The organism is Microbacterium sp. Z12_35 (genome assembly GCF_058310475.1).
Map to the genome: position 1 here is coordinate 2,442,123 of NZ_JBZEGJ010000001.1, position 24,221 is coordinate 2,466,343.

Here is a 24,221-nt window from a genome sequence, read left to right on the forward strand (position 1 = left end):
CCCCCTCGTCGGATCAGATCCGGTTGGCGGCGGCGCAGGCGGGGATTCCCCACGTGCAGGCGTCGACCCACGACATCGCCGAGACGCCATCGGGGACGGCCCGCGCATCGGTGCGGAGACACTGGTCCAGCCGGTCGGCTGACGCGTCGTCGTCGGCGAAGATGAGAGCCAGCGAGAGCGGCTCCCCGCGGACCATCTCGCTCCGGGCGTGGAGGTTCTCCGCCGCCGCCACGGCCAGTTCGCGCTCGTGGGGCGTGGCGTCCCGGGCACCGGTCCAGACGACGGCGATCACCCGGCGGACGTCCAGCCGTGCGTGCAGCTCGACCGACAGCTCGGCCATCGCCTGGTGAAGGCGAGAGCGGAGTGCGCGCGTGCGGGGGGTGTGACGGGCATCGAAGTCGGCGCGGAGCGTGCCCGGCACCAGATCGGCGACGCGGAGGCATGCCAGGTCGGTGTCGCTGTTCATGCGAGGTCCTCCGCATCCGCCCGCTCCTCGAGCTCGGGATATCCCGCGGCGTACGTCGCCTCCACGCGTGCGCACCGCGAGAGAACGAGGGCGCGGACGGCCATGTCAGCGCTCCCCGCGGGGAACGCGAACCTCGCCCACGGAGTGTCCGCCGGGGCAGGGCACCGCGATGACATCGCCCACGCGCACGTCGCCGGGCAGGACGACGCTGGCGGACGGCTCGTCCGCGTCCGCATCCCACACCGCCAGCGACACGTCACGCGCGTGCGACACGCGGCCCAGCAGGCGAGCCTCCCGCCACACCGGATGGACGGGAGACAGGCAAGCGTCGATGCGGATGGTGCGGTCGTCCGTGGCCACCACGCGCGCGACGACGACCGTGGCGCTGTCGGTGGGTGACGCCGTCCCTCCGGAGAAGGGGATGACGGCGGGGCCGGTGCAGACGCACGGCGTCCCGCAGATCTCGGCGTACCGCGTTAGCGAGATCGCCGACACCGTCACATCGTCGATCCCGGCGCGCGCACCGGCCGGCCAGGCAGTGCGATCGAAGGGTGCGGGGATGCTGTCGCGCAGCGTGGGGAGGAGGGTGGTGAGGGTCACAGCGACCGGTCTACGCCGCCCCGCCCGGCCGCTCCCGCATCCTTGCGCTTCTCATACGGCGCCCGAGGCAATCCTCACGCAACCCTCTCGTCGACTCGCCACAATCCGCGCCATATCGGGCCGAATCCGGACGGAATGTGGCGAGTCGACACGGGTGTCAGGCCAGGACGAGCGACTCCAGGCGGGCGTAGCTGGTCTCCATGCCGTCGACCATGCCGGTGGCGAGGATGATGTCGCGGGTGTCCTTGTCCGGATACTCGATCAGCAGGGTCAGGAGCGTCACGCCGTCCTCCTCGTAGAGCGACAGGTCGTTGACGGTGCCCTCCCCCTCCATGCCGATCATGCGCTCCGTGGTCACCGCGCGGCGGGGAGGATCGGAGAGGAGCGTCTCGCCCTCGAAGCCGAACCTCTCCCCCGGCGTCCCGGGCGCCGGTTCCCATTCGTACCGGTAGTGCCCGCCCACGGAGCTGTCCACCTCCGCGACGGGCATCGTCCACCCGTCCGGCCCCAGCAGCCACCGCTTGAGAAGCTCGGGGTCGTGGTGCGCGCGCCACACCAGCTCGCGCGGACCTTGGATGAGTCGGGTGATGCGCACGTGGGTGTCGTCGAGGATCTCGAGCTCGGTTCCCCGCCCGCGCGCATAGTCGCCCAGATCGCGCAGCACGGCGTCGAGCTGGCTCATCGCCATCGTCGCGCCCTCGACCATGCCCATCGCCACCAGCTGCTCGAGCGCCTCGGTCGAGGGGAAGTGCGTGACGCACGTGAGGCGCGACCCTTCGGGGGTCGCCGCGATCGCGAAGGCCATGCGGGAGGTGGGCATGTCAGCGGATGCTGCGCCCGACTCGTCCGCGAACGCGTCGAGCACCTCGTACCCGGCCGGGGCATCTATGGAGAGGAACTCCCAGCGTCCTCGCGAGACGTCTCCGCGCGGGCCCGTCATCACGTAGTTCGCGACCCCGCCAGGCGTGAAGTCGAATTCGTCGAACGTCGCCGGGTATCCCGGGGGGCCCCAGAACCGCTCGAGCTGGCGGGGATCGGTGAAGGCCTTCCACAGTCGCTCGGGGCCGACGGGGAAGTCGGCCAGGAGGGTCATCGTGAGGGCTTCGGGATCGGTGGTCACGGATGTGACGGGCATGACAGTCTCCTTCAGAGCGGGTGGATGCTGCAGCGCCTCGCTGAGGGCCGCAGCATCGGTCAGGTCGCGGGGTCCTCCCGCAGCAGGTCATCGAGGCGGTCGATGCGGGAGCGCCACAGCTGCTCGTACTCGGCGAGCAGCCGACGGGCTCGGGCGATCGTCTCCGGATCGGCGCGCACGAGGCGCTCCCTTCCTTCGGCCCGCTTCACGATGAGGCGAGCCGTCTCCAGCACGGCGACGTGCTTCTGGACGGCGGCGAAGCTCATGTCGTAGCCGGCGGCGAGCGCCGACACGGACTGTTCGCCGGTCAGGGTACGGCGCAGGATGTCGCGCCGCGTGGCGTCGGCGAGGGCCCGGAAGATCCGGTCCACCGCTGCGTCATCGAGTTCACTTTGTACAACCATTTGGTTGTAGGTTAGCGGCGGGGGTGGTCGCCGTCAAGAGCATCTTCGCCTCACCCAGGCACGCCCGGTAGCCTGCCCTCATGACCGGTGACAACGTCGGAGGCCGCGCGAAAGATCGCTTCGCCGACGATGGCCTCCCCGACCCGCTCCGGCCGGGTCGCACCATGCCCGCCCCCGCTGCCGACCAGAACCTCCCGAAGGGCGATGTCCGGGTCGCGTCGTGGATCGCGCTGGTCAGTGCGGTGATCGTGCTGGCGTGGTATTTCAGCATCCTCATCCTCGGCGGCGTGTATCTGGGAGAGCTCAGCACTCCCGCGCAGCTGGCCGTGTGGGCTCTCGCGGCGGTCTCGTTCGTCTGCGGGATCATCTCGCTGAACGCGCGCCGCCACCGGGAACTCGCCGCGGCGGGATTCATCGCGGGCATCGTGTCGCTGCTGGTGAGTCTGACGATCGGCCTTCCCACCGGCTTCCAGATCCTCTACTGACGCGGAGGAGCCGGCCGCCCTGGCGCAACTAGACTGAAGGCGTCCGGCATCCCCGAAAACCCTTCGGCCGAACCTGGAGTGCAGCCGCGTGATCACCCCCGCTGAAGACCTCACGGCCGCCCCGGCCGATACCGCCGCCGCGAGAGCGGCAGCACAAGCTGACACCGTCGGGAACGCCGCCGCGACGCCCGAGAAAGAGCAGCCGTACGCGGCGCTCGGGCTCAAGCCCGACGAGTACGCGCGTATCCGCGAGATCCTCGGGCGGCGTCCCACCTCGGGCGAGCTGGCGATGTACTCCGTCATGTGGAGCGAGCACTGCTCGTACAAGTCGAGCAAGATCTACCTGCGGCAGTTCGGCCAGAAGGTCTCCGACGAGATGAAGACGCGTCTCATGGTGGGCATGGGCCAGAACGCCGGCGTCGTCGACATCGGCGAGGGCTGGGCGGTCACCTTCAAGGTGGAGTCGCACAACCACCCCAGCTACATCGAACCGTTCCAGGGTGCGGCCACGGGCGTCGGCGGCATCGTCCGCGACATCATCTCGATGGGCGCGCGCCCGGTCGCCATCATGGACCAGCTGCGCTTCGGCGCCATCGACCACCCCGACACCGCGCGCGTCGTCCACGGTGTGGTCGGCGGAATCTCGTTCTACGGCAACTGCCTGGGGCTGCCCAACATCGGCGGCGAGACCGTTTTTGACTCGGTCTACCAGGGCAACCCGCTCGTCAACGCCCTCGCGGTGGGCGTCCTCCGCCACGAAGACCTCAAGCTCGCGAACGCCTCGGGCGTCGGCAACAAGGTCGTGCTGTTCGGCGCGCGCACCGGCGGCGACGGCATCGGCGGAGCATCCATCCTCGCCTCCGACTCCTTCGACTCGACGGGGCCCACCAAGCGCCCCGCCGTTCAGGTGGGCGACCCGTTCGCGGAGAAGGTGCTCATCGAGTGCTGCCTCGAGCTGTACCAGGGCGACCTGGTCGAGGCGATCCAGGACCTCGGGGCCGCCGGTATCTCCTGCGCCACGAGCGAGCTGGCAGCCAACGGCGGCAGCGGCATGAAGGTCGAGCTCTCGCACGTGCTGCTGCGCGACCCGTCGCTGACTCCCGAGGAGATCCTCATGTCGGAGTCGCAGGAGCGCATGATGGCGATCGTGGCGCCCGACAAGCTCGACGCGTTCCTCGCCGTCACCGGAAAGTGGGATGTCGAGACGAGCGTGCTGGGCGAGGTCACCGCCGACGGGCGCCTCGTCATCGACTGGCACGGCCGCGAGATCGTCAACGTCGACCCGTCGACCGTGGCCGTCGACGGCCCGGTGTACGAGCGCCCGGTCGCGTACCCGACGTGGATCGACGCGCTCCGCGAGGACTCGGCCAGCGCCCTCCCCCGCGAGAGCGACCCCGACACGCTGCGCCGTCAGTTCACGCAGCTGCTCTCCAGCCCCAACCTCGCCGACACGTCGTGGATCACGAACCAGTACGACTACTACGTGATGGGCAACACGGCACTGTCGTTCCCCGATGACGCGGGGATGATCCGCGTCGACGAGGAGTCGGGCCTCGGATTCGCCATCGCGACCGACAGCAACGGCCGCTACTGCCAGCTCGACCCCTACGAGGGCGCCAAGCTGGCGCTGGCCGAGGCGTACCGCAACGTCGCGGTCACCGGGGCAGCGCCCGCGGCCGTCACCGACTGCCTGAACTTCGGCAGCCCGGAGAACCCGGAAGTCATGTGGCAGTTCTCCCAGGCCGTCGAGGGGCTCGCCGACGGATGCCTCGAACTCGGCATCCCCGTCACCGGCGGCAACGTCTCGTTCTACAACCAGACCGGCGACGCTCCCATCCACCCCACCCCGGTCGTGGGCGTGATGGGCATCATCGACGACGTCGCCAACCGCATCCCCAGCGGCTGGCAGGATCCGGGCGAGAACCTCTACCTGCTCGGGGTGACCGCCACGGAACTGTCGGGTTCGCAGTGGGCCGGCACCATCCACGGTCACCTCGGCGGCCGCCCGCCGCGCGTCGACCTGGCTCAGGAGCGCAAGCTCGCCGAACTGCTGCGCGCGGGCAACGCCCAGGGCCTCATCTCCAGCGCCCACGACCTGTCGTCGGGCGGGCTCGCCCAGACCCTCGCCGAGGGCGTACTGCGCTTCGGCGTCGGCGCGCGGGTATGGCTGACCGAGATCATGGAGCGCGACGGCGTGGATGCGGCGACCGCGCTGTTCTCGGAATCCACCGGGCGCGTGCTGGTCTCGGTCCCCCGCGAGGAGGACGTGAAGTTCCGGGGACTGTGCGCAGGCCGCGGTTACCCGGTCCTGCGGATCGGCGTGACCGACGCGGGGCCCAGCGACGGCACCGAGGCGGCCCTGGAGGTGCAGGGCCTGTTCACCTTCCCCGTGCCGGAGCTGCGCGAGCTGTCGGGCGCCACCCTGCCGGCCGCCTTCGGGCCGACCGTCGTCGAGCCCGCGGCTTAGACTGTCGCCATGACCGACTCGGAGGACTACGGCGACCTCGGCCAGACCCGCCAGCGCCGCATCCGCATCGTCGCCTGGGTCGTGATCGCCTCGCTCATCCTCGTGGGCGGCGGCGCGACGGTGATCTCGCTGTTGCTCGGCTGACCCGGGCGCGCCCCCTGCCGCCCGCCGCTGGACACCCCACCCGACGCCCAGAACATGTGCTCTCGGCGAGAACACCCCGTACCGGGCACCAGGACGTGTGGGTTCGCCGAGACCACGCCGCCTCGATGAGAGGCGCGGTTAGCATGAGGACGTGGATCCGCTCTGGCTCGCCGAGGTGTGGTGGATCGCGCCGGCCGCACTGGGCGCGGGCGCGATCGGCTGGGCGGGGGTGCGGATGACCCGGGGCTCCGGGCGAGCGCGCCGCCTCGAACTCGAGGCCGCCCGCCATGACGTCCGCGCCGCCTATGAGGCGCTCACCCGCGCTCGCGCCGGAGTGCTCAGCGCTCGTGCCGCCGTCGCACGCGCCGACGCGGATCGGGTGGCCGGGCGCGGCGCTCCCGGTGCGGCGGCTGCTGCCCGTCGCGCGCTGGCGCAGGCCGAGCGTGATGTGCAAGCGGCGTACGCCGACCTCCGCGCCCGCCGCGCCGGTGTGCGCGCCGCACGGGCCGCTGTTCCCCCGGCGCGGTCCGGACGGGACGCGCTTCCGCTGGCCCGGTTGCTCGCCGAGCACGACGCGCTGCGCTCGCGCTGGCTCGCCTACGAGACGGATGCCGGGAAGGCCATCGACTATCCGTCGATGAGCGACCCGCAGCATCCACTCACCGCCGAATTCCTCCGCGCCCAGGCCGCCGCGCAGTGGCTGCGGCCGGCGAACGCCGAGGTCAAGATGCGCCCGGCCGACTTCGCCGCCTACCGCGACGCCGTCCGTGAGGCCGAGCGCACCTTCGCGGCGGCGGAGCACGCGGCTCGGCGTGCGCGCGGTGAGCCGGATGACACGTCCTCGCCCGCCGACCGGTGGTCGGACCTGGCCCGCGACGTCATGGATTCGACGTCCCGCGCGATCGCGCGATCGGCCGAGGCCGTGGCGCGCGCCGCGGAGGCAGGCTGGAAGAACCGGAAGCGTCCGCCGACGGAGTAGCCGGCTCCTCTCCGCCGACGGAGTAGCCGGCTCGTCCCCGCGCCCCGCGTAGCATGGCGACGTGGACTTCTGGCAGTTCCTCGGCAACTACTGGTGGCTGGCCTTCCCGCTGTTCGGCATCGCCGGCGGGGTGGCGAGCAGCTGGGAAAGAGCCACGCGCCGGCGCCACAAGCGGCGACTGGAGATCCTCAGGGCCAAGAGTGAGCTCCAGGCCGCGCAGGCGGCGGGCCTGGGCCGGCCGACTCCCGCCGCCGCGCCCGGCGAATTGTCTGCCGAGTCGCAGCAGGCGCAGCTGGAACGCCTCTTCGCCGCCCACGATGCCGTGACCGCCCGCTGGCTCGAGTACGAGCTGGATGTGGCGAAGATGATCGCCTTTCCCGCGATGAGCGACGGCCGCCAGCCGCTCACCGCCGCCTATCTGCGCGCCAAGCGCGTGGCCGACGGGCTGCGCCCCGCGTCGGCCAAGGCGCGCCTGACGCCGCTGGAACTGGCCGAGTACCGCAACGCCGTGACCGACTACGAGGTCGCCTTCGACCTCGCCGAACGCGACGCCCGGAGGCTGAAGGACTCCTCGTTCAGCGCCGCGGAGCGCAAACGGCTCGACACGGCGCAGCAGCTGCTCACCATCGCGGTCGACCAGGCAGCCACCCCCGCCGAACGCCAGCTCGCGTACAAGCGCGTGCGGGAGGAACTCGACGGCCTGTTGTCCCTCTCGGACGACGCGATCGACGTGCTCGAGCAGAAGGTCGCGCTCGAGCTCCAGGCCGCACCGGATGCCCCGGCTCCCCGCCCCGCGGATGCGCCGACTCCCCGCCCCGCGGATGCGCCGGCTCCCCGCCCTGCGGATGCTGCGGCTCCCCACCCCGCGGATGCGCCGGCTCCCCGCCCTGCGGACGCGGCATCCGCGCCTCCCCCGCCCCCGCAGCCCCTACCGTCCCGCGCCCCCACGACCCCCGCACGCCCGGGGCCGTCCGGTGACACGGCACCCGGGCGGGTGACCCGCCCCAAGTCGGGGTCGTGAGACTCGGTGCCGAAAGGACGACATCGCACCGAGCGCACGGCCTGACGACGCCGTCTTCTCGTGCACTCGGGGCGTTGTCGTGCACTCGGGGCGCTCGTGCACTCCGGGCGATCGTGCACTCGGGGCCAGGCTCAGCGGTGCTTGTGCCGGTGCACGACCGCCGCAGCGGAGGGCTTCGATGCCTCCGACGCACCGACCACGTTCGTCGCGACCACCGTGGCGCGCCAGCGTCCGGAGGGCACCTCCTCGAACGTCACCGTCTTCGCGGGCGCCGCGGTCTCCTGCGTGAACACCTGTCCGGAGGCGGAGGTCAGCGTCACGATGTAGCCGGTGACGGGCGCTGCCGCGCTCGCGCGTGCGGGCTTCCACGTGACGCGCACCTCGTCCCGGGCGACCCGGACTCCCGGCTTTTCGACCGCCTTCGGGGCGGTTCCGACCACGATCTCCTGCTGCAGCCGGTTGAGACCGCGCTCGGCGTCCCAGGTTCCGACGTTGGCCGTGCGGATGGCGAAACGCGGATCCTGCGGGACCGACTCGTCCGGTGCGGGAAGCGCCAGCGACGCGGAATACCGGCCGGCCGGCACGTTGTCGAGCGGCACGGCGAGCGTCACGGACTCCCCCGGCGCCCAGGTCCGCGCATCCTCGTCGAGCGGCACCGTCACCGGACCGGAGGCGCCGTCGAGCACCACCGAGACCGGACGGGGGTTGTAGGGCGCCGCCCACCCCTCGTTGCGGATCACGATCTGCAGCGAAGGATTCGCGCCGCTCACGACACGCGACTGCTCCAGCACGAACCGGTATCCGAGCTGCTTCGCCACCTCCGTCAGGTTCTCATCGCCCCACGAGTTCAGCACGTCCTGGTTGTAGTCGCGGTTCAGGTAGCTGTAGTGGTACCGCGCGAGCTCTGCGGATGCGGAGTCCCACTCAGACCGCGGCGGGTTGACCGTGCAGGTCTCACCGCCCATCGGCAGGAAACGGGTCTCGGCCGCCAGATACTCCTGATCGAGCGTGATCGGGTCGGAGAGGAAGGTGCCGAAGTCATCGGGAGACGCGAGGAAGCAGTCGTTGTGGTGTCCCACGCGCGCGAGTGCGCTGCCGTCGTACGCCTGCTCCGCCGGCAGGGCGCCCGCCCCACCGCTCGGACGGTCGACCGCCCGCTGCTTCGAGAGCATGGTGCGCACCTGCACCATCCTCGACTCGGGCAGCGCCGCCAGCAGAGCGTCCACCACGGCAGTGCGGGCCGCCCAGTCGTCGTCGGTCACGACACCCGGGTTCGCCGGGTCGGCGACGAAGTGATCGGTGTAGTACCCCTCGCCCCACAGACCCACGAATCCGTTCTGCAGGACGGCGATGACGTCGGCATTCGCGCGCAGCACCGGTGTCAGTTGATCGATGTGGGCGAGGACCTGTTCCACAGGCGCGTCGCCGTACGGCGGGGAGTACGGCCAGTCCCCGCCCTGCGCGTACGCGAAGCGCAGGATGACCGACACGCCCGCCGCGCGCGCGGTGGCGAAGTCCGCCGTGAGGGCGTCGAGCAGCGTCGCATCCAGGTCGGCTCCGACATACCGCTCGAGGTACACCACGCGCAGGATCTGCGACACGCCCTCAGCGCGGTAGGCCTCGAGCGCCGACGCGGTGAGCGGTGTCCAGCCGCTGCCGTCAGCGCGCGAATGGGTCTCGGTGTGGCGGTAGAACCCGCGTGCGGGGTTCGCGATCACCGCGTCGTCCTCCTGATATGACACGACGGTCGGGGCTGGGGCTGGACGGGGATGGGTGGCCGCCGCGGGAGTGGCGGTGGTAAGGGCGGCCGCCGCCATCACAGCGGCCGTGAGCACGGGCAGGCCCGCGCGTCGTCGGTGGGTCGTTCGCATCGATCGCTCCTCATGTTCCGGGGGAGAACCACCCGGCGATCCCGGGTGTGAGACGGACGCTAACGGCGCCGGGACCTGCCGTCCACGAAAAGCGGCAAACGCGCAACGCCGGTGAGCGGATGCTTCGTCGCCCCGGTCATGCGACCACGACGCACACCCCGGCGGCACGCAGATCCGCCACCTCCCCCGGGTCGGCAGCGGCGTCGGTCACGAGGACGTCGATCTGCGACGTCGCCGCGATCGAGGCGGCAGACGCGCGGCCCAGCTTCGATCCGTCGGCGACGACGATCGTCCGCCGTGCAGAGGCGACCATCGCGTGATTCGTCCGGGCCTCCGCCGGGTCGTGCGTGCTCACGCCGCCCGCGGCGCTGACACCGTCGGCACCGAGGACGGCGATCCCCACCCGGGCCGCATGGAAACCTCGCTCCGCGAGGGGCCCGACCAGTTCGAACGACTGCGGTCGTAGCCTCCCCCCGGTCATGACCACCGCGCAGCCGGAATGGGCACTCGCGATGCCTGCGATGGTGAGCGAGTTCGTGATGATCGAGATGCCATCACGGTCGGGAAGCTCCCGCGCGACCTCGGCGGTGGTTGTTCCGCCTCCCACGGCGATCGCCAGTGCCCCGGGAGGAAGCAGGCCCACCACTGTCCGGGCGATGCGGCGTTTGGATTCGGTGAAGCGCCCGTCGCGCAGCGCCTCCGGCCGCTCGGGATTCGTGCCTGCGGGGCTGGCTCTTCCGTGGGCACGCACCAGGAGACCCCGCGCGGCCAGCTCCGCCAGATCACGCCGGATGGTGGCCGGGGAGGCACCGGCGATCACCGCGAGGCGGTCGACGGAGGTGCTGCCGCGCTCGGCGAGCGCATCGAGGATGTCGTTCATCCGGCGAGTGCGCCTTGCTGTTGCCTGTGACACCTGCGTGGAGGCCGTCCCTATTTCAGCCCCGACGACGCCAGACCGTCGATCACGCGACGCTGCAGCACGATGAACATGATCAGGACCGGCGCCATTGCCAGGAGGCTGGCTGCCATCGCGACGGGATAGTCGGTCGTGCGGTCGCTCAACAGCGTCGCCAATCCCGCCGACAGCGGCATGTCGGAGCTGTAACTGGTCACCACGAGCGGCCACAGCAGCTCGTTCCACGACCAGAGGACGGTCGTGATGGCCAGCACGCTCATCGTGGGGGTCGCCAGCGGCAGCATGACGCGCCAGAAGATCTGGAACGTGTTCGCCCCGTCCAGGCGCGCCGCCTCCTCCAGCTCGGTCGGCATCGCCAGGAACGCCGTCCTCATGAGGAACGTACCGAAGGCGCTGAACAGGCCGGGCAGCACGAGCCCGCCGATGGAGTTGAGGAGACCGAGGTTCTGGATGATCTGGTACTGCGAGAGCAGGTACACCTGCGAAGGGACCATCAGGATCGATAGGACGACCGCGAGCAGGATGCCGCGGCCCCGGAAGCGCAGCCGCGCGAAGGCGTAACCCGCCATCGTGCACAGCAGGAGCTGGGCGAGCGTGCGGATGACAGTGATGAGAACGGACGTGCCGAACTGGGAGAAGAAGGGCAGCCGCTCGAAGACCTCGGCGTAGTTGTCCCACTGCAGCTCACCCGGCCAGAAGACGGGCGTGACGGACTGCACCTGCTCGTTGGTGGACAGCGACATGATGATCTGCCACAGGAACGGGAAGGCCATGATGACAGCCCCGACGCCGAGCACGATGTGCGCCACGACGTATTCCCGACCGCCCCGGATCCGTCGCGGAGGACGCTCGGCCCTGCGTCGGACCTTCCGATCCGGGGCGACGAGCGTGCGGGTGGTGATCGCCTCAGTCACTCTGAACCCATCTCCGCTGTAACCGGAACTGCAGGAAGGTGACGAATCCGATGATGACGAAGATGATCATCGCCACGGCGGCGGCGTACCCCTTCTCGTTGTTCACGAATCCTGCTTGGTAGAAGTAGTAGACGAGCGACATGCTGCGCGGCAGCGACGAGTTGCTCGCGGTCGTCCCGAGGATCGCGTACAGCAGGTCGAACAGCTGGAAGCACGAAATGACCGTGATGATCGTGACGAAGAAGATGCTGGGGGTGAGCAGCGGCACGGTGATCGCGCGGAACTGCCGCCACCGGCTGGCACCGTCGAGGGAGGCCGCCTCGTAGAACTCGGGCGGGATGGTTTTCAGCCCGGCAGCCAGCACGATCATGGAGAACCCGATCGAGCTCCACAATCCCACGATCGCGACGGCGACGATGGCGAAACCGGGGGTACTGATCCAGTACGGTCCCTGGATGCCCACGAGCGAGAGGACGTAGTTCACGAGACCGAAGTCGCCGTTGAAGATGATGCGCCAGACGAACGCGATCGCGGTGGGCATGGCGACGTAGGGCAGGAAGAAGAGCACGCGGTAGACCGCGGCGAATCGCAGCCCCGGAAGGTTCAGCAGGCTTGCCAGCACGACAGCCAGCGGAACGCCCAGCAACACGATGAGCGTGTACAGCAACGTGTTGCCGAGGGAGAGGTAGAAGCTCGGCTCGGTGAACAGTCGCGCGAAATTCTCGATCCCGGCGAAGGCCGCGTCGCCGAACACGCCGAAGCTGGTGAAAGAGAAGCCGGCGGTCTGGATGATCGGCCAGATGTAGAAGGCACCGATGCCCAATCCGAGCGGTCCGATGAACACCACGGCCCACCACCCGTCGCCCTGGCGTCCAGTGCGCCCCGGGTGCGGGTCACCCCCGCCGCTCCGCGAGGGAGCAACGGGGGTGACCATGGTGCGCTGGGCAAGCGTCAACGCGACTCCTTCGCGAGCGCGTCGTCCATCTTGGTCGCGAGCTCGTCCGTCACCTCGGGCACCGGGCGCTCGCCGGAGAACGCCTGCGGCAGCAGCTCCGCCTCCAGAGCGTTCCACGCGGCGCTGTTGGCGCTCACGGGAAGGGGGCGGGAGTAGGACACCGCATCCAGGAAGACCTGCAGGTCGGCCTGCGGCATCGACTCGGCGAACGACGACTGGGTTCCCTCGAACGCCGGGATGATCGATCCGAACTCGCCCTGGGTCTGCTGCGCTTCCTCCCCGGCGAGATAGACCTGCAGCGCCTGGGCGGCCTGCTTGTTCTCGGAGCCGGCGGCAACCACGTTGGCCACGCCGTGGATGACGGTCGCCTGTTCCTGGCCACGGGGTAGGGGCAGCACGTCCACGCTGTCCACGAACGGCACGTCGGCCAGAGCGGAACGGAACCAGCTGCCGCCCATGTACATGGCGAGCTTCCCGGAGGTGTACCACTGGTCGGCGGAGGTGTCGGTGAGCTGGGCCATGGTCGGGGACGCGCCCGACGCGATCAGGTCGGTCCAGAACTGGATGCCGTCCTGCGTCTCGGGGGTGTTGTATCCCGAGCTCTCGCCGTCGATCACTTCGCCACCGGCCTGGAAGATCGTGTTGTAGTACGTGGTCTGTCCGTCCATGCCTCCGGCAGCGCCGTAGACGCCCTCGCCCGCGAGAGCGGTGGAGATCTGTGCGGCCGTGCTCTGGAAGTCATCCCACGTCCACTCGCCGCTCGGGACGGCGACGCCCGCGCGCTGGAACAGCTCCTCGTTGATCCACACGCCGATGGTGTCCATGTCTTTCGGCACACCGTACGACACGTCATCGACGGTGTAGAGATCGACGAGCGACTCCGGATAGTTCGCCGGGTCGATGTCTCCCGCATCCACCGCACCGGTGATCGGCTCGAGCTTGTCGTTGAGCGCGTACAGCTGGATGTTCGGCCCGTTCATCCAGAACAGGTCCGGGAGAGTGTCGCTCGAGGCCTGCGTCTGCAGCTTGGTCCAGTACTCGCTGAAGGGCGTCACGCTGAGCTTGACGGTGATGTTCGGGTAGATCTCGTTGAAGCCCGCGATGCTCTCCTCGATCGCGTCGACCTGCGCCTGGTCCCACAGGCCGTAGGTGATCTCCGCGGTGAGGTCCTCGTCGGGCGCGGCGTACTCGCCCGAGCCACCCGCTCCCCCGGCGCCGCCGCTGCACGCGGTGGCGGCGAGGGTGACGGCGCTCGCGAGGGCCAGCGCGCCGAGCGCGCGGCGGCCCCATCGGGTCTGTGTCATCGGTTGTTCCTTTCGGTCGGGTGGTGCTGTGATCCGTGCGAGGTGAAGTAGTCGACGACGTCCGCAGGAAGTGCCGGCACGTCGAAGGGGCGCGACCCGGAACGGATGGAGTCCGCCGCGAGCGCGCCGGCGGCCACGGCCGCACGCGCCGCGAGCGGCGACACCACGGTGGGCGTGCCGTGCACCAGGTGCGAAAGGAACTCGCGCATCGTGGCGAGATCGGCGTCCTCGTGTCCGCTCGCGTCTCCGCCGATGTGGTACTCCGCGTCTCCCTCGACCGCCCACTCGCGGCGGCGGTTCCAGACCTTCACCACGCCGTCGGCGGTGTCGCCGATGTTCTCCAGGCGCCCCTCCGTGCCGATGACGGTGTAGTTGCGCCAGTAGTCCGGCGTGAAATGGCACTGCTCGTAGCTGGCGAGCACGCCGTTGTCGAGGGTCATGAGCATCATCGACACGTCTTCGACGTCCACCACCGGGTTCAGCCCCGTGGCCGCGGCCGGCGGCCAATTGTCGAGGGAGAACCAGTCCGGCATCGTCTCGTCGGGACGCTCGCGCCGGTCGGTGATCTCGCCGTAGACCATGAGGTCCCCCATGCCCACCACACGGCGGGTGTAAGCGCCGCAGAGGTAGTGCACGACGTCGAGGTCGTGGCTGGCCTTCTGCAGGAGCAGCGTGTTGGTGCGCGCACGGTCGGCGTGCCAGTCCTTGAAGTAGTAGTCACCGCCGTTGCCGACGAAGTGGCGGACCCACACCGTCTTGATGTCGCCGATCTCCCCGCGGTCGATGATCTGCTTCATGAGCCGGACGACGGCCGCGTGACGGAAGTTGTGGCCGATGTAGAGGACACTGCCCGATCGAGCGGCGGCGGTGAGCACGCGGTCGGCGTCGGGCAGTGTCGTGGCGACCGGTTTCTCGAGGTAGACGGCGACGCCCGCGCCCAGCAGGTGCTCGGCGATGTCGGCGTGCGTGTCATCGGGCGTCGTGACGATGGCGGCCTCCACTGTTCCCGCGGCCAGGAGCTCCGTCACGTCATGGAAGACGGGCACGCCAGGGAACAGCGCCTCCGCACGAGCGCGTCCGTGCGGCGAGGGATCGACCGCGGCGACCACCCGGGCGCCGTCGAACGCCACTCCGACGTGCTGCGCGATCACGCTTCGCGCGCCGACACCGACCACGGCGATGCGGGGGCCGGCGCCCGCATCCGCGGGCCGTTCGACCTTCACGAGGCGTTCACTTCGGTGTGCATGCGACCCATCTTGCACACCGTGAGCGAATTTGTCACGTCTCCGGGTCAATCGATCAGCTTTGACCATTGCCGGACCGCCCAGTGGCGGGCGGTCGCCCCGAAATGAGCGACCGCGGCGCGCGCTCGGGCGGAGCTACGCCTCAGCGCGCGCCGTGCGAAACCGGGGGCGCCACGATGATCTCCACGCCGGCCTTCTCGAACTGCGCCGCGGCCCGCGGGGGCAGCGCACCGTCCGTGACGAGGGTGTCCACATCGTCGAGGGCGCAAATGCGGGCGAACGTCGTCCGGCCGATCTTCGTCTGATCGGCCGCCACGATCACGCGCCGTGCGACGGCGGCGATCTGGCGGCTGGCGTCCGCCTCGCCTTCGTGGAGCGTCGTGGCGCCGAACTCCGCCGTGAGCCCATCGACACCGAGAAGGGCGATGTCGAGACTGAAGTCGTGCAGAGACCTCCCCACCAGGGGCCCGATGAGTTCGTAGGACTGCCGGCGCGGCACTCCTCCAGTCACGACGATCTTGATGTTCTCGCGCACCGACGACTCGAAGGCGATGTTCAGGGCGTTGGTGACGATCGTGACTCCCGGCTCCCCGCCCACGGAGTGCAGGCGCTCGCTGCGCCCGAGGGCGCGTGCCACCTCCGTGACGGTGGTCCCACCGTTCATCCCCACCGTTGCACCCGGGGGGATGAGTGCCTCCACAGCGCGTGCGATCGCCAGCTTGGCGTCGGCCTGTCGCGCGATCTTGTACTGCAGCGGCAGCTCGTAGCCCGATCCCAGTGCCGTGGCACCGCCGTGCGTGCGCGTGACCAGCCGCTGCTCGGCCAAAGTGTTCAGATCGCGCCGCGCGGTCGCGGTGGACACGCCGAGAAGATCGCTCACGTCTGCGATCGTGACGTTGCTGCGTTCGCTGACGAGCTCGAGCACGAGATTGAGCCGCTGTTGTTGGTGCATGACCAGCCTCCCCCGCCCATGCTGACACAGGTCCGGTTGACTCGTGTGATTGGTTCTGCTCAAATTGCTCCTAATCGATCAGTATTGATCTGCTCCTCAGGAAGAAGACCATGAGCCACACCTTCGTCGACGACGAGATCGCCTCACAGCCGCACACCTGGTCCGAGGCGGTGCGGCTGGCTGCGACGGTGACCGACGCGCTCCCCGCATCCGGCGAGCGCGTCGCGTTCGTCGGATGCGGAACGAGCTGGTTCGTGGCGATGGCCGCCGCCGCTCGGCGCGAGGAGCTCGGGCTCGGGGAATCGGATGCCTTCGCGGCCAGTGAATTCCCCGCATCCCGCCGATACGACCGGGTCGTCGCGATCTCGCGATCCGGAACCACGACGGAGGTCGTCGAGCTGCTGCAGCGCCTCGACACTCCGACCACCGTGATCACGGCCGTGCCGGACTCCCCGGCCACCGTGCCGGCCGACGAGGTGGTCGTGCTCGACTTCGCGGACGAGCAGTCGGTCGTGCAGACCCGCTTCGCCACCAGCGTCATCGCGCTCCTGCGCGCGTCGTTCGGCGACGATCTCGACCGCGCCATCTCCGATGCCGAGGCCGCCCTCGACATCGATGTCGCCGCGTTGGTCGGCGCCGACCAGTGCACCTTCGTCGCCACCGGCTGGCCGATCGGGCTCGCCTACGAAGCGGCGCTGAAGACGCGCGAGGCCGCGCAGGCCTGGGCGGAGTCGTACCCGGCGATGGACTACCGGCACGGCCCCATCTCCATCGCGCAGCCCGGCCGACTGGTGTGGAGTCTCGGCGGAACACCGGAGGGGCTGAGTGCGGAGGTGGCGGCCACCGGCGCGACGTTCGTCGAGCACGATCTCGATCCGCTGGCGCGCCTGATCGTGGCGCAGCGCTTCGCCGTCGCGCTGGCGAAGTCCAAGGGACTCGACCCCGACCATCCCCGCTCGCTGACCCGCTCCGTCATCCTGGCGTGACCACCCCTCGCGCCATCGGGATCGACGTCGGCGGGACGACCGTGAAAGCAGTGGTCGCCGATGACGCCGGCGTCGTGCACGCCGAGTCGCGAACAGCCACCATCGCGCCCGACCCGACGGGTGCCGGAGTCGTGGACACCGTCGCCCGGCTTCTCGAAGAATTCGACGATGCACCACGCCTCCCGCTGGGGGTCGTGGTGCCCGGGATCGTCGATGAGCACGCAGGCAGGGCCGTTTCGTCGGCGAACCTCGGGTGGGAGGATCTTCCCCTTGCCGCCCTGCTGGAGCGTCGGTTGGATCGCCACATCGGATTCGGCCACGACGTCCGCGCGGGCGCACTCGCGGAGGCACGCTGGGGCGCGGCGTCCGGCGACGCGGGCATCCTCGCGTTCGTCCCCATCGGCACGGGGATCGCCGCCGCCGTCCTCGTGGGCGGAAGCCCCCTGGTCAGCGGCGGGTGGGCGGGCGAGATCGGTCAGCTCCTCATCCCCGCCGGACCCTTCGCGGGGTTGAGGGTCGAAGAGGTGGCGTCGGCATCCGGGACCGCGCGCCGCGCCGGGCTGCCCGACGCTCGCGCCGTCCTCACCGGGGTCCAGCAGGGCAACGCGACTGCCCGGCGGGCGTGGCATGAGACGGTCGACGTTCTGGCGGATGCTCTCGCGGGCCTCGTCGCGACCACCGGCGCGGAGACGATCGTGCTCGGCGGCGGTCTCGCGCTCGCCGGGCCGGAGCTGGTCGCCCCCCTCGCCCACGCCCTCGACCGGCGGCTCGGGATGCTGCGCAGACCGGCTCTCCGCACCGCGCGACTGGGAGATCGTGCGGCCGCACTGGGTGCGACGCTGCTCGCCTCGGGGCCGCAATGAGCGAGGCCGCCGAACCGTTCGTCGTGGCGGCACCGGCCTTCGGCCTGCCGGTTCCGTCGCTGCGGGCGGGCGCCTCCGCAGACCTCGTCGCCTTCGGGGCGAACGGACGATGCGCGCCATGAAGGCGGGACGATGGCTCGCATCCTGACGGTGACGCCCAACCCCGCGGTCGACGTCACCTACACTGTCGACCGCCAGATCGTCGGTGCGACCGTTCGCGTTCGAAGCGTGCGGCGGCGGCCGGGCGGCAAGGGACTCAACGTGGCACGCGTTCTTCGCACACTCGGGCGAGACGTGGCGGCGGTGCAGCCGCTCGGCGGCGACGCCGGGTGGTGGGTCGACCAGGCCCTCTCCCACGATGGCCTTTCCGCGACGACCGTCCCGATCGCCGGTGAGACGCGAACGACCGTTGCCGTCGTCGACGGCATCGCGCATCCGACCCTCCTCGCTGAGCCCGGCCCCACGCTGACGGACGCCGAATGGGACGACCTGCGCGCCGGCGTCGAAGCAGCCCTGCGCCCCGGGGACTGGGTCGTGGTGGCCGGATCCTTTCCCCCAGAAACGACCGACGCGCACTGTGCAGGACTCATCTCCGGCGTGCACGACCGACGCGCGCGTGTGCTCGTGGACACGAGCGGGCCGCTCCTCCTCGCGGCCGCCGACGCGGGCGCCGACGTGGTCAAGGCCAACCGGCAGGAGGTGCGCGACGCGACGGCGGACGACGACACAACCCGCGCGCTCGGGCGCCTCGGGCGCGGCGGCTCGAGCGTGATCATGTCGCGCGGTGAGGAAGGGCTGCTTCTGCGGCGCCCCGACGGCAGCACCGTCGAGCAGGCCGCCATTCCGGGAGTCACGGGAAATCCCACCGGCGCCGGGGATGCGGCCACGGCGGGATTCATCGCCGCTGTCGCGGAGGGCGCCGACCTGGAGGCGGCGCTGGCCTGGGCGGCCGTCGCCGGCGCCGCAGCGGTCCTGCATCCGGTCGCGGGCGAGATCGACCTCGACCATCTTCCCGACCTGAGTGCGAGCGTGGGACTCCCGCCGCTCGCTCTGCTTCCTCGTCCGACCTCGGAACGGAGGGTTCCATGAGCGCCCGGACCGCCACCGACCTCGTCGCCGACGCCCGCGGCAGCGGCACAGGGATCGGCGCCTTCAATGTCGTGCTCCTGGAGCATGCGGAGGCCATCGCCGCCGGCGCGGAGCAGGCCGGCATGCCCGTGATCTTCCAGATCAGCCAGAACTGCGTCGCGTACCACGGTTCGCTGGCGCCGCTGGCGCTGGCCACCCTCAGCATCGCGCGCTCACTGTCGGTACCCGCCCTCGTTCACCTCGACCACGCCGACGATGCGGAACTGGTGCGCGAAGCCGTGGGCCTCGGCATCCAGAGCGTCATGTTCGACGCGTCGACCCTGCCGTACGAGGACAACGTCGCGGCCACCCGCGACGTGACCCGCTTCTGCCACGACCACGGCGTGCTCGTCGAAGCCGAGCTGGGCGAGGTCGGGGGCAAGGATGGCGTGCACGCTCCCGGTGTGCGCACCGATCCCGAAGACGCGGCTCGTTTCGTCGCTGCCACCGGGGTGGACTGGCTGGCCGTCGCCGTCGGCACTTCCCACGCGATGACCTCGCGCGAGGCTGCCGTCGACACCGCCCTGATCGAACGGACGGCGCGCTCGGTGCCGGTCCCGCTCGTCCTCCACGGGTCGTCGGGGCTCTCGGACGACGAGCTCCTCGGAGCCGTTCGGTCGGGCATGACGAAGATCAACATCTCCACGCACCTCAACGTCCTGTTCACCGACGCGGCACGGTCGGCCCTCGGCGCTGCGCCCGATCTCGTCGATCCACGCGCCTACATCGCCCCGGGGCGGGCGGCGGTGGCCTCGGAGATCGCCCGCATCCTGCAGCTCCTGGGCGCGGCATGACTGACGCGGCGGCGCTCCTGGGCCTGCCTCCCCTCCTCAGGCCGGCCGACGCCGGCGTCGTCGAGGAGTTCCGCAGGCTCATCGCGGCGGCACCTCCGCTGCCGGAGGCCATGGGCCTCCCGCAGATGCGAAGCGACGACATCCTCGGCGCGCTCGTCGCGGTGGTTCCCGATGCCCTCGCCCGCCACCGCCGGGAAGGGATCCCCGAGCGCATGACGCTCGCGAGCCTGCTCGACGTCGGCCGCAAGCACGCGCTGTACGGCGCGGACCGGGTTCTGCCCTGGCTCTTCAGCATCCTGCGGGGAGACGTCGTCGAGGTCGGCCGTCTCCAGATCGAGCGCACCGAGACCGAGCACGGGTTCGCACTCCACGTGCCGGAGACGGGGCCGCTCCTGCCGGGCGCCGTCGACGCGTCGCTGAAGGCGGCAGCCGAGCTCACCGGCGCGAGCCGATTCTGCTGCACCAGCTGGCTCCTGGATCCGGTCCTGCGGACGGAGCTCCCCGGCAGCAACATCGCCGCCTTCGCGAAGCGGTTCGACCTGGTCGCCGCGACCGCGCCCGCGCTCTCTGCCAGCGAGGCCGTCTGCAAGTTCGTCTTCCGTCGGCCGCTCCGGGATGTCCTCGATCCGGCCCTTGTCGTCCCGCGGTCGCGGCTGGAGGTCGTCGTCGCGTCGCGGCTCCGCGCCGGCGGCGGATGGACCGAGCCCACCGGAACCATCCCGGCCTGATTTTCCGCGCCCCGCGTCACCCGCCTCCAGCCCGGCGCCGGAGCGCGCGGCCCCCACGAGAAACGACATTCCGGCTGAGAAACCACGCGCTGCGTCGTTTTTCGTCCGGAACGTCGTTTCTCGGCGAGCGGGCGCGTCGGCCGGCGCGCAGGGACGCGCTTGACAAATACGCCGCGCGGCTCCATGGTTAGTTACTGAAGTAAGTAACCAAGCAACGGAGGGCACGTGATCGAAGAAGGCAGAGCGCTCTTCCTCCAGATCGCGGAGAGCGTCGAAGACTCCATCATCGATGGCAGCCTGCCCGAAGAGGGCCAGGCGCCGTCGACCAACGAGCTCGCCGCCTTCTACCGCATCAACCCCGCCACCGCCGGCAAAGGAGTGAACATGCTCGTCGACAAGGGCGTGCTGTACAAACGACGCGGCATCGGGATGTTCGTGGCGCCCGGCGCGCGCGACCTCCTGCTCGCCGAACGCCGCACCGCATTCGCCGACCGCTTCGTCGAGCCGCTGCTCCTCGAAGCGCGCAAGCTCGGGCTCGGACCCGATGACCTCACCGCTCTCATCCGCGACCGCGCCGCCGGTTCCGCGGACACCTCTAGTGAAAGGACAGCGTCATGACCGCCGTGATCGAGGTGAGCAACCTCACCAAGCGCTATCGCGACACCGTCGCCGTCAACGACGTGAGCTTCTCCATCGAGAAGGACAAGATCTACGGCTTGCTGGGCCGCAACGGCGCGGGCAAGACGACGGTCATGTCGATCCTGACCGCGCAGAACTTCGCCACCTCCGGCGACGTGCGCGTCTTCGGGGAGCATCCCTACGAGAATGCGCGCGTGCTGTCGCGCATGTGCTTCGTGCGTGAGGGTCAGAAGTACCCCGACGACGCGGTGCCGCGCCACGCCTTCCGCACCGCCCGCCTCTTCTTCCCGAACTGGGACCAAGACTTCGCCGAGCAGCTGATCGACGAGTTCCAGCTCCCGATGAAGACGCGCATCAAGAAGCTCTCCCGCGGGCAGCTGTCGGCCGTGGGCGTCATCATCGGGCTCGCCGCCCGCGCCGAAGTAACGTTCTTCGACGAGCCCTACTTGGGCCTGGACGCCGTCGCGCGCCAGATCTTCTACGACCGGCTCCTCGAGGACTACACCGAGCACCCGCGCACCGTGGTGCTTTCCAGCCACCTCATCGACGAGGTCTCCAATCTCATCGAGAAGGTCATCGTGATCGATCGCGGACGCATCGTCATGGACGACGACACGGATGCCGTGCGCGATCGCGCCGCCAACATCGTCGGCGACACCGCCGCGGTCGACGCCTTCGTCGCCGGACGGGAAGTCCTGCACCGTGAGGCGCTGGGACGAGTCTCGTCGGTGACGGTGCTCGGCGCCCTCACTGCAGCCGACCGCGAGCGGCTGGCTGCGGCGGGACTGGATGCCACGCCCGTCTCGCTGCAGCAGCTCATCGTCCGCGTCACGCAGAAGGAGGCATCCACCGGTGCCGCCGCATCCGCCACCGAGGAAGGAGCCCTCCGATGAACCGCACGCTGCGCGTCATCCAGATGCAACTGATGAACCGTCAGACCTTCATCTGGATCCCGCTGATCATCCTCGGCGGATCGCTGGTGATCACCCTCGCGATCTACGCGATCCTGCACTCCTCCGCCGGGGTGGAGGTCAACATGTACGGGGGCGGCGCCCAGGCTCCGCTGTGGTACTTCCTGGCCGTCGGCGTGTACTCGCTGACCCTCAGCTTCCCGTTCTCGCAGGCGATGAGCGTGACGCGGCGCGAGTTCTACCTCGGCACCCTGCTGACAGCGGCATTGACCGCTCTCATCATGGCGATCGTGTTCGTGCTCGGCGGTCTTCTCGAAGGGGTCACCGACGGCTGGGGCATGAACGGGTACTTCTTCCGCCTCGACTGGATCTGGGAGCAGGGGGCTCTGGCTGCGGGCCTGTTCTTCTTCGTGGTGGCGATGTTCTTCTTCGTCATCGGCTTCTGGGCGGCCACGATCTACAAGCGGTTCGGACCGATGGGCCTGACGATCGCGCTGGTGGGGGTCGGCGTGGTGCTCCTGGGCATCCTGTGGCTCATCGGGCAGGCACAGGCGTGGGCGGAGGTCTTCGGCTGGCTTGCCACGCAGGGTTCGCTGAACCTCACGCTCTGGATGCTGCTGCTCACCGCCGTGCTCGCGCTCAGCGCGTTCCCGATGTTCCGCCGCCTCGTCCCCTGACCGCATCCGCATCCGGAGCGCCGAGAAACCACATCCCGGGTGAGACATGACGCGTCGCGTCGTGTCTCACCCGGATCTTCGTTTCTCGCGGCGGATGCGGCGGCTCAGACGCTTCCGGCGGCGGCGGTGTGGTGGCGGATGACCTCGGCCACCACGAAGTTGAACCACTTCTCGGCGAACTCGGGGTCCAGGTCGGCCTCGCCCGCCAGGCGCTTGAGCCGAGCGATCTGCTGCTCCTCCCGCGCGGGATCGGACGCCGGCATCCCGTGCTGGGCCTTGAGCACCCCGACCTGCTTGGTGCAGCGGAACCGCTCGGCCAGCAGGAAGATGAGCGCGGCGTCGATATTGTCGATGCTCCCGCGCAGCCCAACGAGAACCTCGCGCGGATCGACAGAGGTCGGGAACGAATCGGTCATTGGCGTCCTCCCGCGTCCGACGATACCGGCTGAGGCAGACGCCGTTCCGCGGCCAACGGCCCTGCCCGCGGCGAATCGCCCCGCCTAAAGTGTGACCCATGACCGACGCGACCGAGGACGCTTCCGCTCCACCGCCCGCTGCACCGGCGGGCTCCCGCGTCGCGAAGCCCATCTGGGCCAACCTCGCCAGCCCGTTCGGCGCCGGGTTCTTCCTCACTCTGGGCGGCCTGGTGGCGCTCGTCCTGGGTCTCGCCGTCTCGCATCTGTCGACGGTTCTCATCTACGTCGTCTTCGCGCTGTTCGTCGCTCTCGGACTGGATCCGGTCGTCCGATTCCTCGGTCGGCACGGGCTGGCCCGCGGATGGTCCATCGCCGTCGTGTTCGCAGGATTCGCGGTGGTGCTGGCGGCCGTGCTGGGCCTCATCATCCCCACCGTCGCGCGCCAGATCAGCCAGTTCGTCAGCGACGTACCGTCCCTGGTCAGCGACTTCATGAAGAGCGACATCTACGCGTGGCTGGAGAACACGTTCGGCGAGAGCGTCAGCAACCTGCTCGGCGATGTGCAGAATTTCGTCACCGACCCCGCCAACATCGCCGCGATCGGTGGTGGCGTGCTGAAAGTCGGCGTCACCATCGCCACGGTCATCTCGGGGGTGATCATCGTCCTGGTTCTGAGCCTGTACTTCCTCGCGTCGCTGCCCTCCATCAAGACGTCGTTCGTGCGTCTGGTCCCCGCGCGCAACCGCAGCCGCGTTTCTGAAATGACCGACGAGATCACGAACTCGGTCGGGGGCTATCTCATGGGCATGGTCGTTCTGGCCTTCTGCAACGCCACGCTCGCCTTCCTCCTCTACTTACTCCTGGGACTGCCCTTCCCTGCGCTGATGGCCGTCGTCGCCTTCGGGTTGACCCTCATCCCGCTCGTGGGATCGGTCCTGTTCTGGATCATCGGCGGGCTCTTGGCGCTATTCAGCAACCCGACTGCGGCCCTCGTCTTCGCCATCGTGTACCTCATCTACATGCAGATCGAGGCATACGTGCTCACCCCGCGCGTCATGAACCGCGCGATCTCCGTCCCGGGGGCGCTCGTGGTCATCGGGGCGCTCGTCGGGGGGACGCTCCTCGGACTGCTCGGCGCGCTGGTCGCCATCCCCGTGACCGCTTCGATCCTGCTCATCATCAAGCAGGTCATCATCCCCCGACAGGACGCGAAGCTCTAGCC

27 protein-coding genes are annotated in these 24,221 nt (G+C 69.8%); 15 read left to right on the plus strand and 12 right to left on the minus strand.

Annotation, left to right across the window (positions count from 1 at the left end; translation table 11 throughout):
- Positions 1 to 13: 13 nt before the first annotated feature.
- From AC4FS1_RS11705 to AC4FS1_RS11720, 4 genes are all read right to left on the minus strand, one after another.
- Complete coding sequence (locus AC4FS1_RS11705; protein WP_491155201.1) at positions 14 to 466, minus strand: hypothetical protein; 453 nt, start codon at positions 464 to 466, stop codon at positions 14 to 16.
- Positions 467 to 571: 105 nt separating this feature from the next.
- Positions 572 to 1,066 carry a hypothetical protein gene (locus tag AC4FS1_RS11710; RefSeq protein WP_491155203.1) on the minus strand — a complete coding sequence of 165 codons (495 nt, stop codon included), beginning with the start codon at positions 1,064 to 1,066 and terminating at the stop codon, positions 572 to 574.
- A gap of 157 nt (positions 1,067 to 1,223) precedes the next feature.
- Positions 1,224 to 2,201 carry an SRPBCC family protein gene (locus AC4FS1_RS11715; RefSeq protein WP_491155205.1) on the minus strand — a complete coding sequence of 326 codons (978 nt, stop codon included), beginning with the start codon at positions 2,199 to 2,201 and terminating at the stop codon, positions 1,224 to 1,226.
- A 59-nt stretch (positions 2,202 to 2,260) separates the two neighbouring features.
- The gene (locus AC4FS1_RS11720; RefSeq protein ID WP_491155207.1) at positions 2,261 to 2,605 is read right to left on the minus strand and encodes an ArsR/SmtB family transcription factor; all 345 of its coding nucleotides are present in this window, start codon (positions 2,603 to 2,605) and stop codon (positions 2,261 to 2,263) included.
- A gap of 80 nt (positions 2,606 to 2,685) precedes the next feature.
- On the opposite strand from AC4FS1_RS11720, the gene AC4FS1_RS11725 reads away from it, so the two are divergent.
- The 5 genes from AC4FS1_RS11725 (at position 2,686) to AC4FS1_RS11745 (ending at position 7,701) form a co-directional block, all read left to right on the plus strand.
- Complete coding sequence (locus AC4FS1_RS11725; protein ID WP_491155209.1) at positions 2,686 to 3,090, plus strand: hypothetical protein; 405 nt, start codon at positions 2,686 to 2,688, stop codon at positions 3,088 to 3,090.
- A 91-nt stretch (positions 3,091 to 3,181) separates the two neighbouring features.
- Entirely contained in the window at positions 3,182 to 5,557 is a 2,376-nt protein-coding gene (gene purL / locus AC4FS1_RS11730; RefSeq protein ID WP_491155720.1) for a phosphoribosylformylglycinamidine synthase subunit PurL, read from the plus strand.
- Between the two features lie 9 nt (positions 5,558 to 5,566).
- The gene (locus AC4FS1_RS11735; protein ID WP_491155210.1) at positions 5,567 to 5,701 is read left to right on the plus strand and encodes a hypothetical protein; all 135 of its coding nucleotides are present in this window, start codon (positions 5,567 to 5,569) and stop codon (positions 5,699 to 5,701) included.
- Between the two features lie 151 nt (positions 5,702 to 5,852).
- The gene (locus tag AC4FS1_RS11740) at positions 5,853 to 6,680 is read left to right on the plus strand and encodes a hypothetical protein (RefSeq protein WP_491155212.1); all 828 of its coding nucleotides are present in this window, start codon (positions 5,853 to 5,855) and stop codon (positions 6,678 to 6,680) included.
- 61 nt (positions 6,681 to 6,741) lie between these two features.
- Positions 6,742 to 7,701 carry a hypothetical protein gene (locus AC4FS1_RS11745; protein ID WP_491155213.1) on the plus strand — a complete coding sequence of 320 codons (960 nt, stop codon included), beginning with the start codon at positions 6,742 to 6,744 and terminating at the stop codon, positions 7,699 to 7,701.
- Positions 7,702 to 7,832: 131 nt separating this feature from the next.
- Here the strand turns inward: AC4FS1_RS11745 and AC4FS1_RS11750 are convergent, their stop codons facing one another.
- The 7 genes from AC4FS1_RS11750 to AC4FS1_RS11780 form a co-directional block, all read right to left on the minus strand.
- Complete coding sequence (locus tag AC4FS1_RS11750) at positions 7,833 to 9,572, minus strand: DUF4832 domain-containing protein (RefSeq protein ID WP_491155215.1); 1,740 nt, start codon at positions 9,570 to 9,572, stop codon at positions 7,833 to 7,835.
- Positions 9,573 to 9,708: 136 nt separating this feature from the next.
- Positions 9,709 to 10,452: a DeoR/GlpR family DNA-binding transcription regulator gene (locus AC4FS1_RS11755; protein WP_491155216.1), complete on the minus strand. Its 744-nt coding sequence runs from the start codon at positions 10,450 to 10,452 to the stop codon at positions 9,709 to 9,711.
- 50 nt (positions 10,453 to 10,502) lie between these two features.
- Entirely contained in the window at positions 10,503 to 11,402 is a 900-nt protein-coding gene (locus AC4FS1_RS11760) for a carbohydrate ABC transporter permease (RefSeq protein WP_491155218.1), read from the minus strand.
- On the minus strand, positions 11,395 to 12,357 hold the full coding sequence (locus tag AC4FS1_RS11765; protein WP_491155220.1) for a carbohydrate ABC transporter permease: 963 nt from the start codon (positions 12,355 to 12,357) through the stop codon (positions 11,395 to 11,397). Before AC4FS1_RS11765 ends, AC4FS1_RS11760 begins: the two co-directional genes overlap by 8 nt.
- Positions 12,354 to 13,661 carry an ABC transporter substrate-binding protein gene (locus tag AC4FS1_RS11770; RefSeq protein ID WP_491155221.1) on the minus strand — a complete coding sequence of 436 codons (1,308 nt, stop codon included), beginning with the start codon at positions 13,659 to 13,661 and terminating at the stop codon, positions 12,354 to 12,356. The genes AC4FS1_RS11765 and AC4FS1_RS11770 overlap by 4 nt, the downstream gene beginning before the upstream one ends.
- Entirely contained in the window at positions 13,658 to 14,884 is a 1,227-nt protein-coding gene (locus tag AC4FS1_RS11775) for a Gfo/Idh/MocA family protein (RefSeq protein WP_491155223.1), read from the minus strand. Before AC4FS1_RS11775 ends, AC4FS1_RS11770 begins: the two co-directional genes overlap by 4 nt.
- A 163-nt stretch (positions 14,885 to 15,047) precedes the next feature.
- A complete protein-coding gene (locus tag AC4FS1_RS11780; RefSeq protein WP_491155225.1) occupies positions 15,048 to 15,857 on the minus strand; it encodes a DeoR/GlpR family DNA-binding transcription regulator in 810 nt (269 codons plus the stop codon).
- Between the two features lie 110 nt (positions 15,858 to 15,967).
- Between AC4FS1_RS11780 and AC4FS1_RS11785 the strand changes: the two genes are divergently transcribed.
- From AC4FS1_RS11785 to AC4FS1_RS11825, 9 genes are all read left to right on the plus strand, one after another.
- Positions 15,968 to 16,843 carry an SIS domain-containing protein gene (locus tag AC4FS1_RS11785; protein ID WP_491155227.1) on the plus strand — a complete coding sequence of 292 codons (876 nt, stop codon included), beginning with the start codon at positions 15,968 to 15,970 and terminating at the stop codon, positions 16,841 to 16,843.
- Positions 16,840 to 17,706 carry an ROK family protein gene (locus AC4FS1_RS11790; RefSeq protein ID WP_491155229.1) on the plus strand — a complete coding sequence of 289 codons (867 nt, stop codon included), beginning with the start codon at positions 16,840 to 16,842 and terminating at the stop codon, positions 17,704 to 17,706. Before AC4FS1_RS11785 ends, AC4FS1_RS11790 begins: the two co-directional genes overlap by 4 nt.
- Complete coding sequence (locus AC4FS1_RS11795) at positions 17,703 to 17,828, plus strand: hypothetical protein (protein ID WP_491155231.1); 126 nt, start codon at positions 17,703 to 17,705, stop codon at positions 17,826 to 17,828. The genes AC4FS1_RS11790 and AC4FS1_RS11795 overlap by 4 nt, the downstream gene beginning before the upstream one ends.
- A 10-nt stretch (positions 17,829 to 17,838) precedes the next feature.
- Positions 17,839 to 18,795, plus strand: coding sequence for a 1-phosphofructokinase family hexose kinase (locus tag AC4FS1_RS11800; protein ID WP_491155233.1), 957 nt, complete (start codon positions 17,839 to 17,841; stop codon positions 18,793 to 18,795).
- Positions 18,792 to 19,628 carry a class II fructose-bisphosphate aldolase gene (locus tag AC4FS1_RS11805; RefSeq protein WP_491155234.1) on the plus strand — a complete coding sequence of 279 codons (837 nt, stop codon included), beginning with the start codon at positions 18,792 to 18,794 and terminating at the stop codon, positions 19,626 to 19,628. Before AC4FS1_RS11800 ends, AC4FS1_RS11805 begins: the two co-directional genes overlap by 4 nt.
- Positions 19,625 to 20,356, plus strand: coding sequence for an acyltransferase domain-containing protein (locus tag AC4FS1_RS11810; protein ID WP_491155236.1), 732 nt, complete (start codon positions 19,625 to 19,627; stop codon positions 20,354 to 20,356). The genes AC4FS1_RS11805 and AC4FS1_RS11810 overlap by 4 nt, the downstream gene beginning before the upstream one ends.
- Before the next feature lie 225 nt (positions 20,357 to 20,581).
- A complete protein-coding gene (locus AC4FS1_RS11815; protein WP_491155238.1) occupies positions 20,582 to 20,974 on the plus strand; it encodes a GntR family transcriptional regulator in 393 nt (130 codons plus the stop codon).
- Positions 20,971 to 21,888 (plus strand): ABC transporter ATP-binding protein, encoded by a 918-nt coding sequence (locus tag AC4FS1_RS11820; protein ID WP_491155239.1) that lies wholly within the window; start codon positions 20,971 to 20,973, stop codon positions 21,886 to 21,888. The genes AC4FS1_RS11815 and AC4FS1_RS11820 overlap by 4 nt, the downstream gene beginning before the upstream one ends.
- The gene (locus tag AC4FS1_RS11825) at positions 21,885 to 22,583 is read left to right on the plus strand and encodes a hypothetical protein (protein ID WP_491155241.1); all 699 of its coding nucleotides are present in this window, start codon (positions 21,885 to 21,887) and stop codon (positions 22,581 to 22,583) included. The genes AC4FS1_RS11820 and AC4FS1_RS11825 overlap by 4 nt, the downstream gene beginning before the upstream one ends.
- Before the next feature lie 104 nt (positions 22,584 to 22,687).
- Here the strand turns inward: AC4FS1_RS11825 and AC4FS1_RS11830 are convergent, their stop codons facing one another.
- Entirely contained in the window at positions 22,688 to 22,999 is a 312-nt protein-coding gene (locus AC4FS1_RS11830) for a chorismate mutase (protein WP_491155243.1), read from the minus strand.
- A 98-nt stretch (positions 23,000 to 23,097) separates the two neighbouring features.
- On the opposite strand from AC4FS1_RS11830, the gene AC4FS1_RS11835 reads away from it, so the two are divergent.
- Positions 23,098 to 24,219: an AI-2E family transporter gene (locus AC4FS1_RS11835; protein WP_491155244.1), complete on the plus strand. Its 1,122-nt coding sequence runs from the start codon at positions 23,098 to 23,100 to the stop codon at positions 24,217 to 24,219.
- Positions 24,220 to 24,221: the final 2 nt, after the last annotated feature.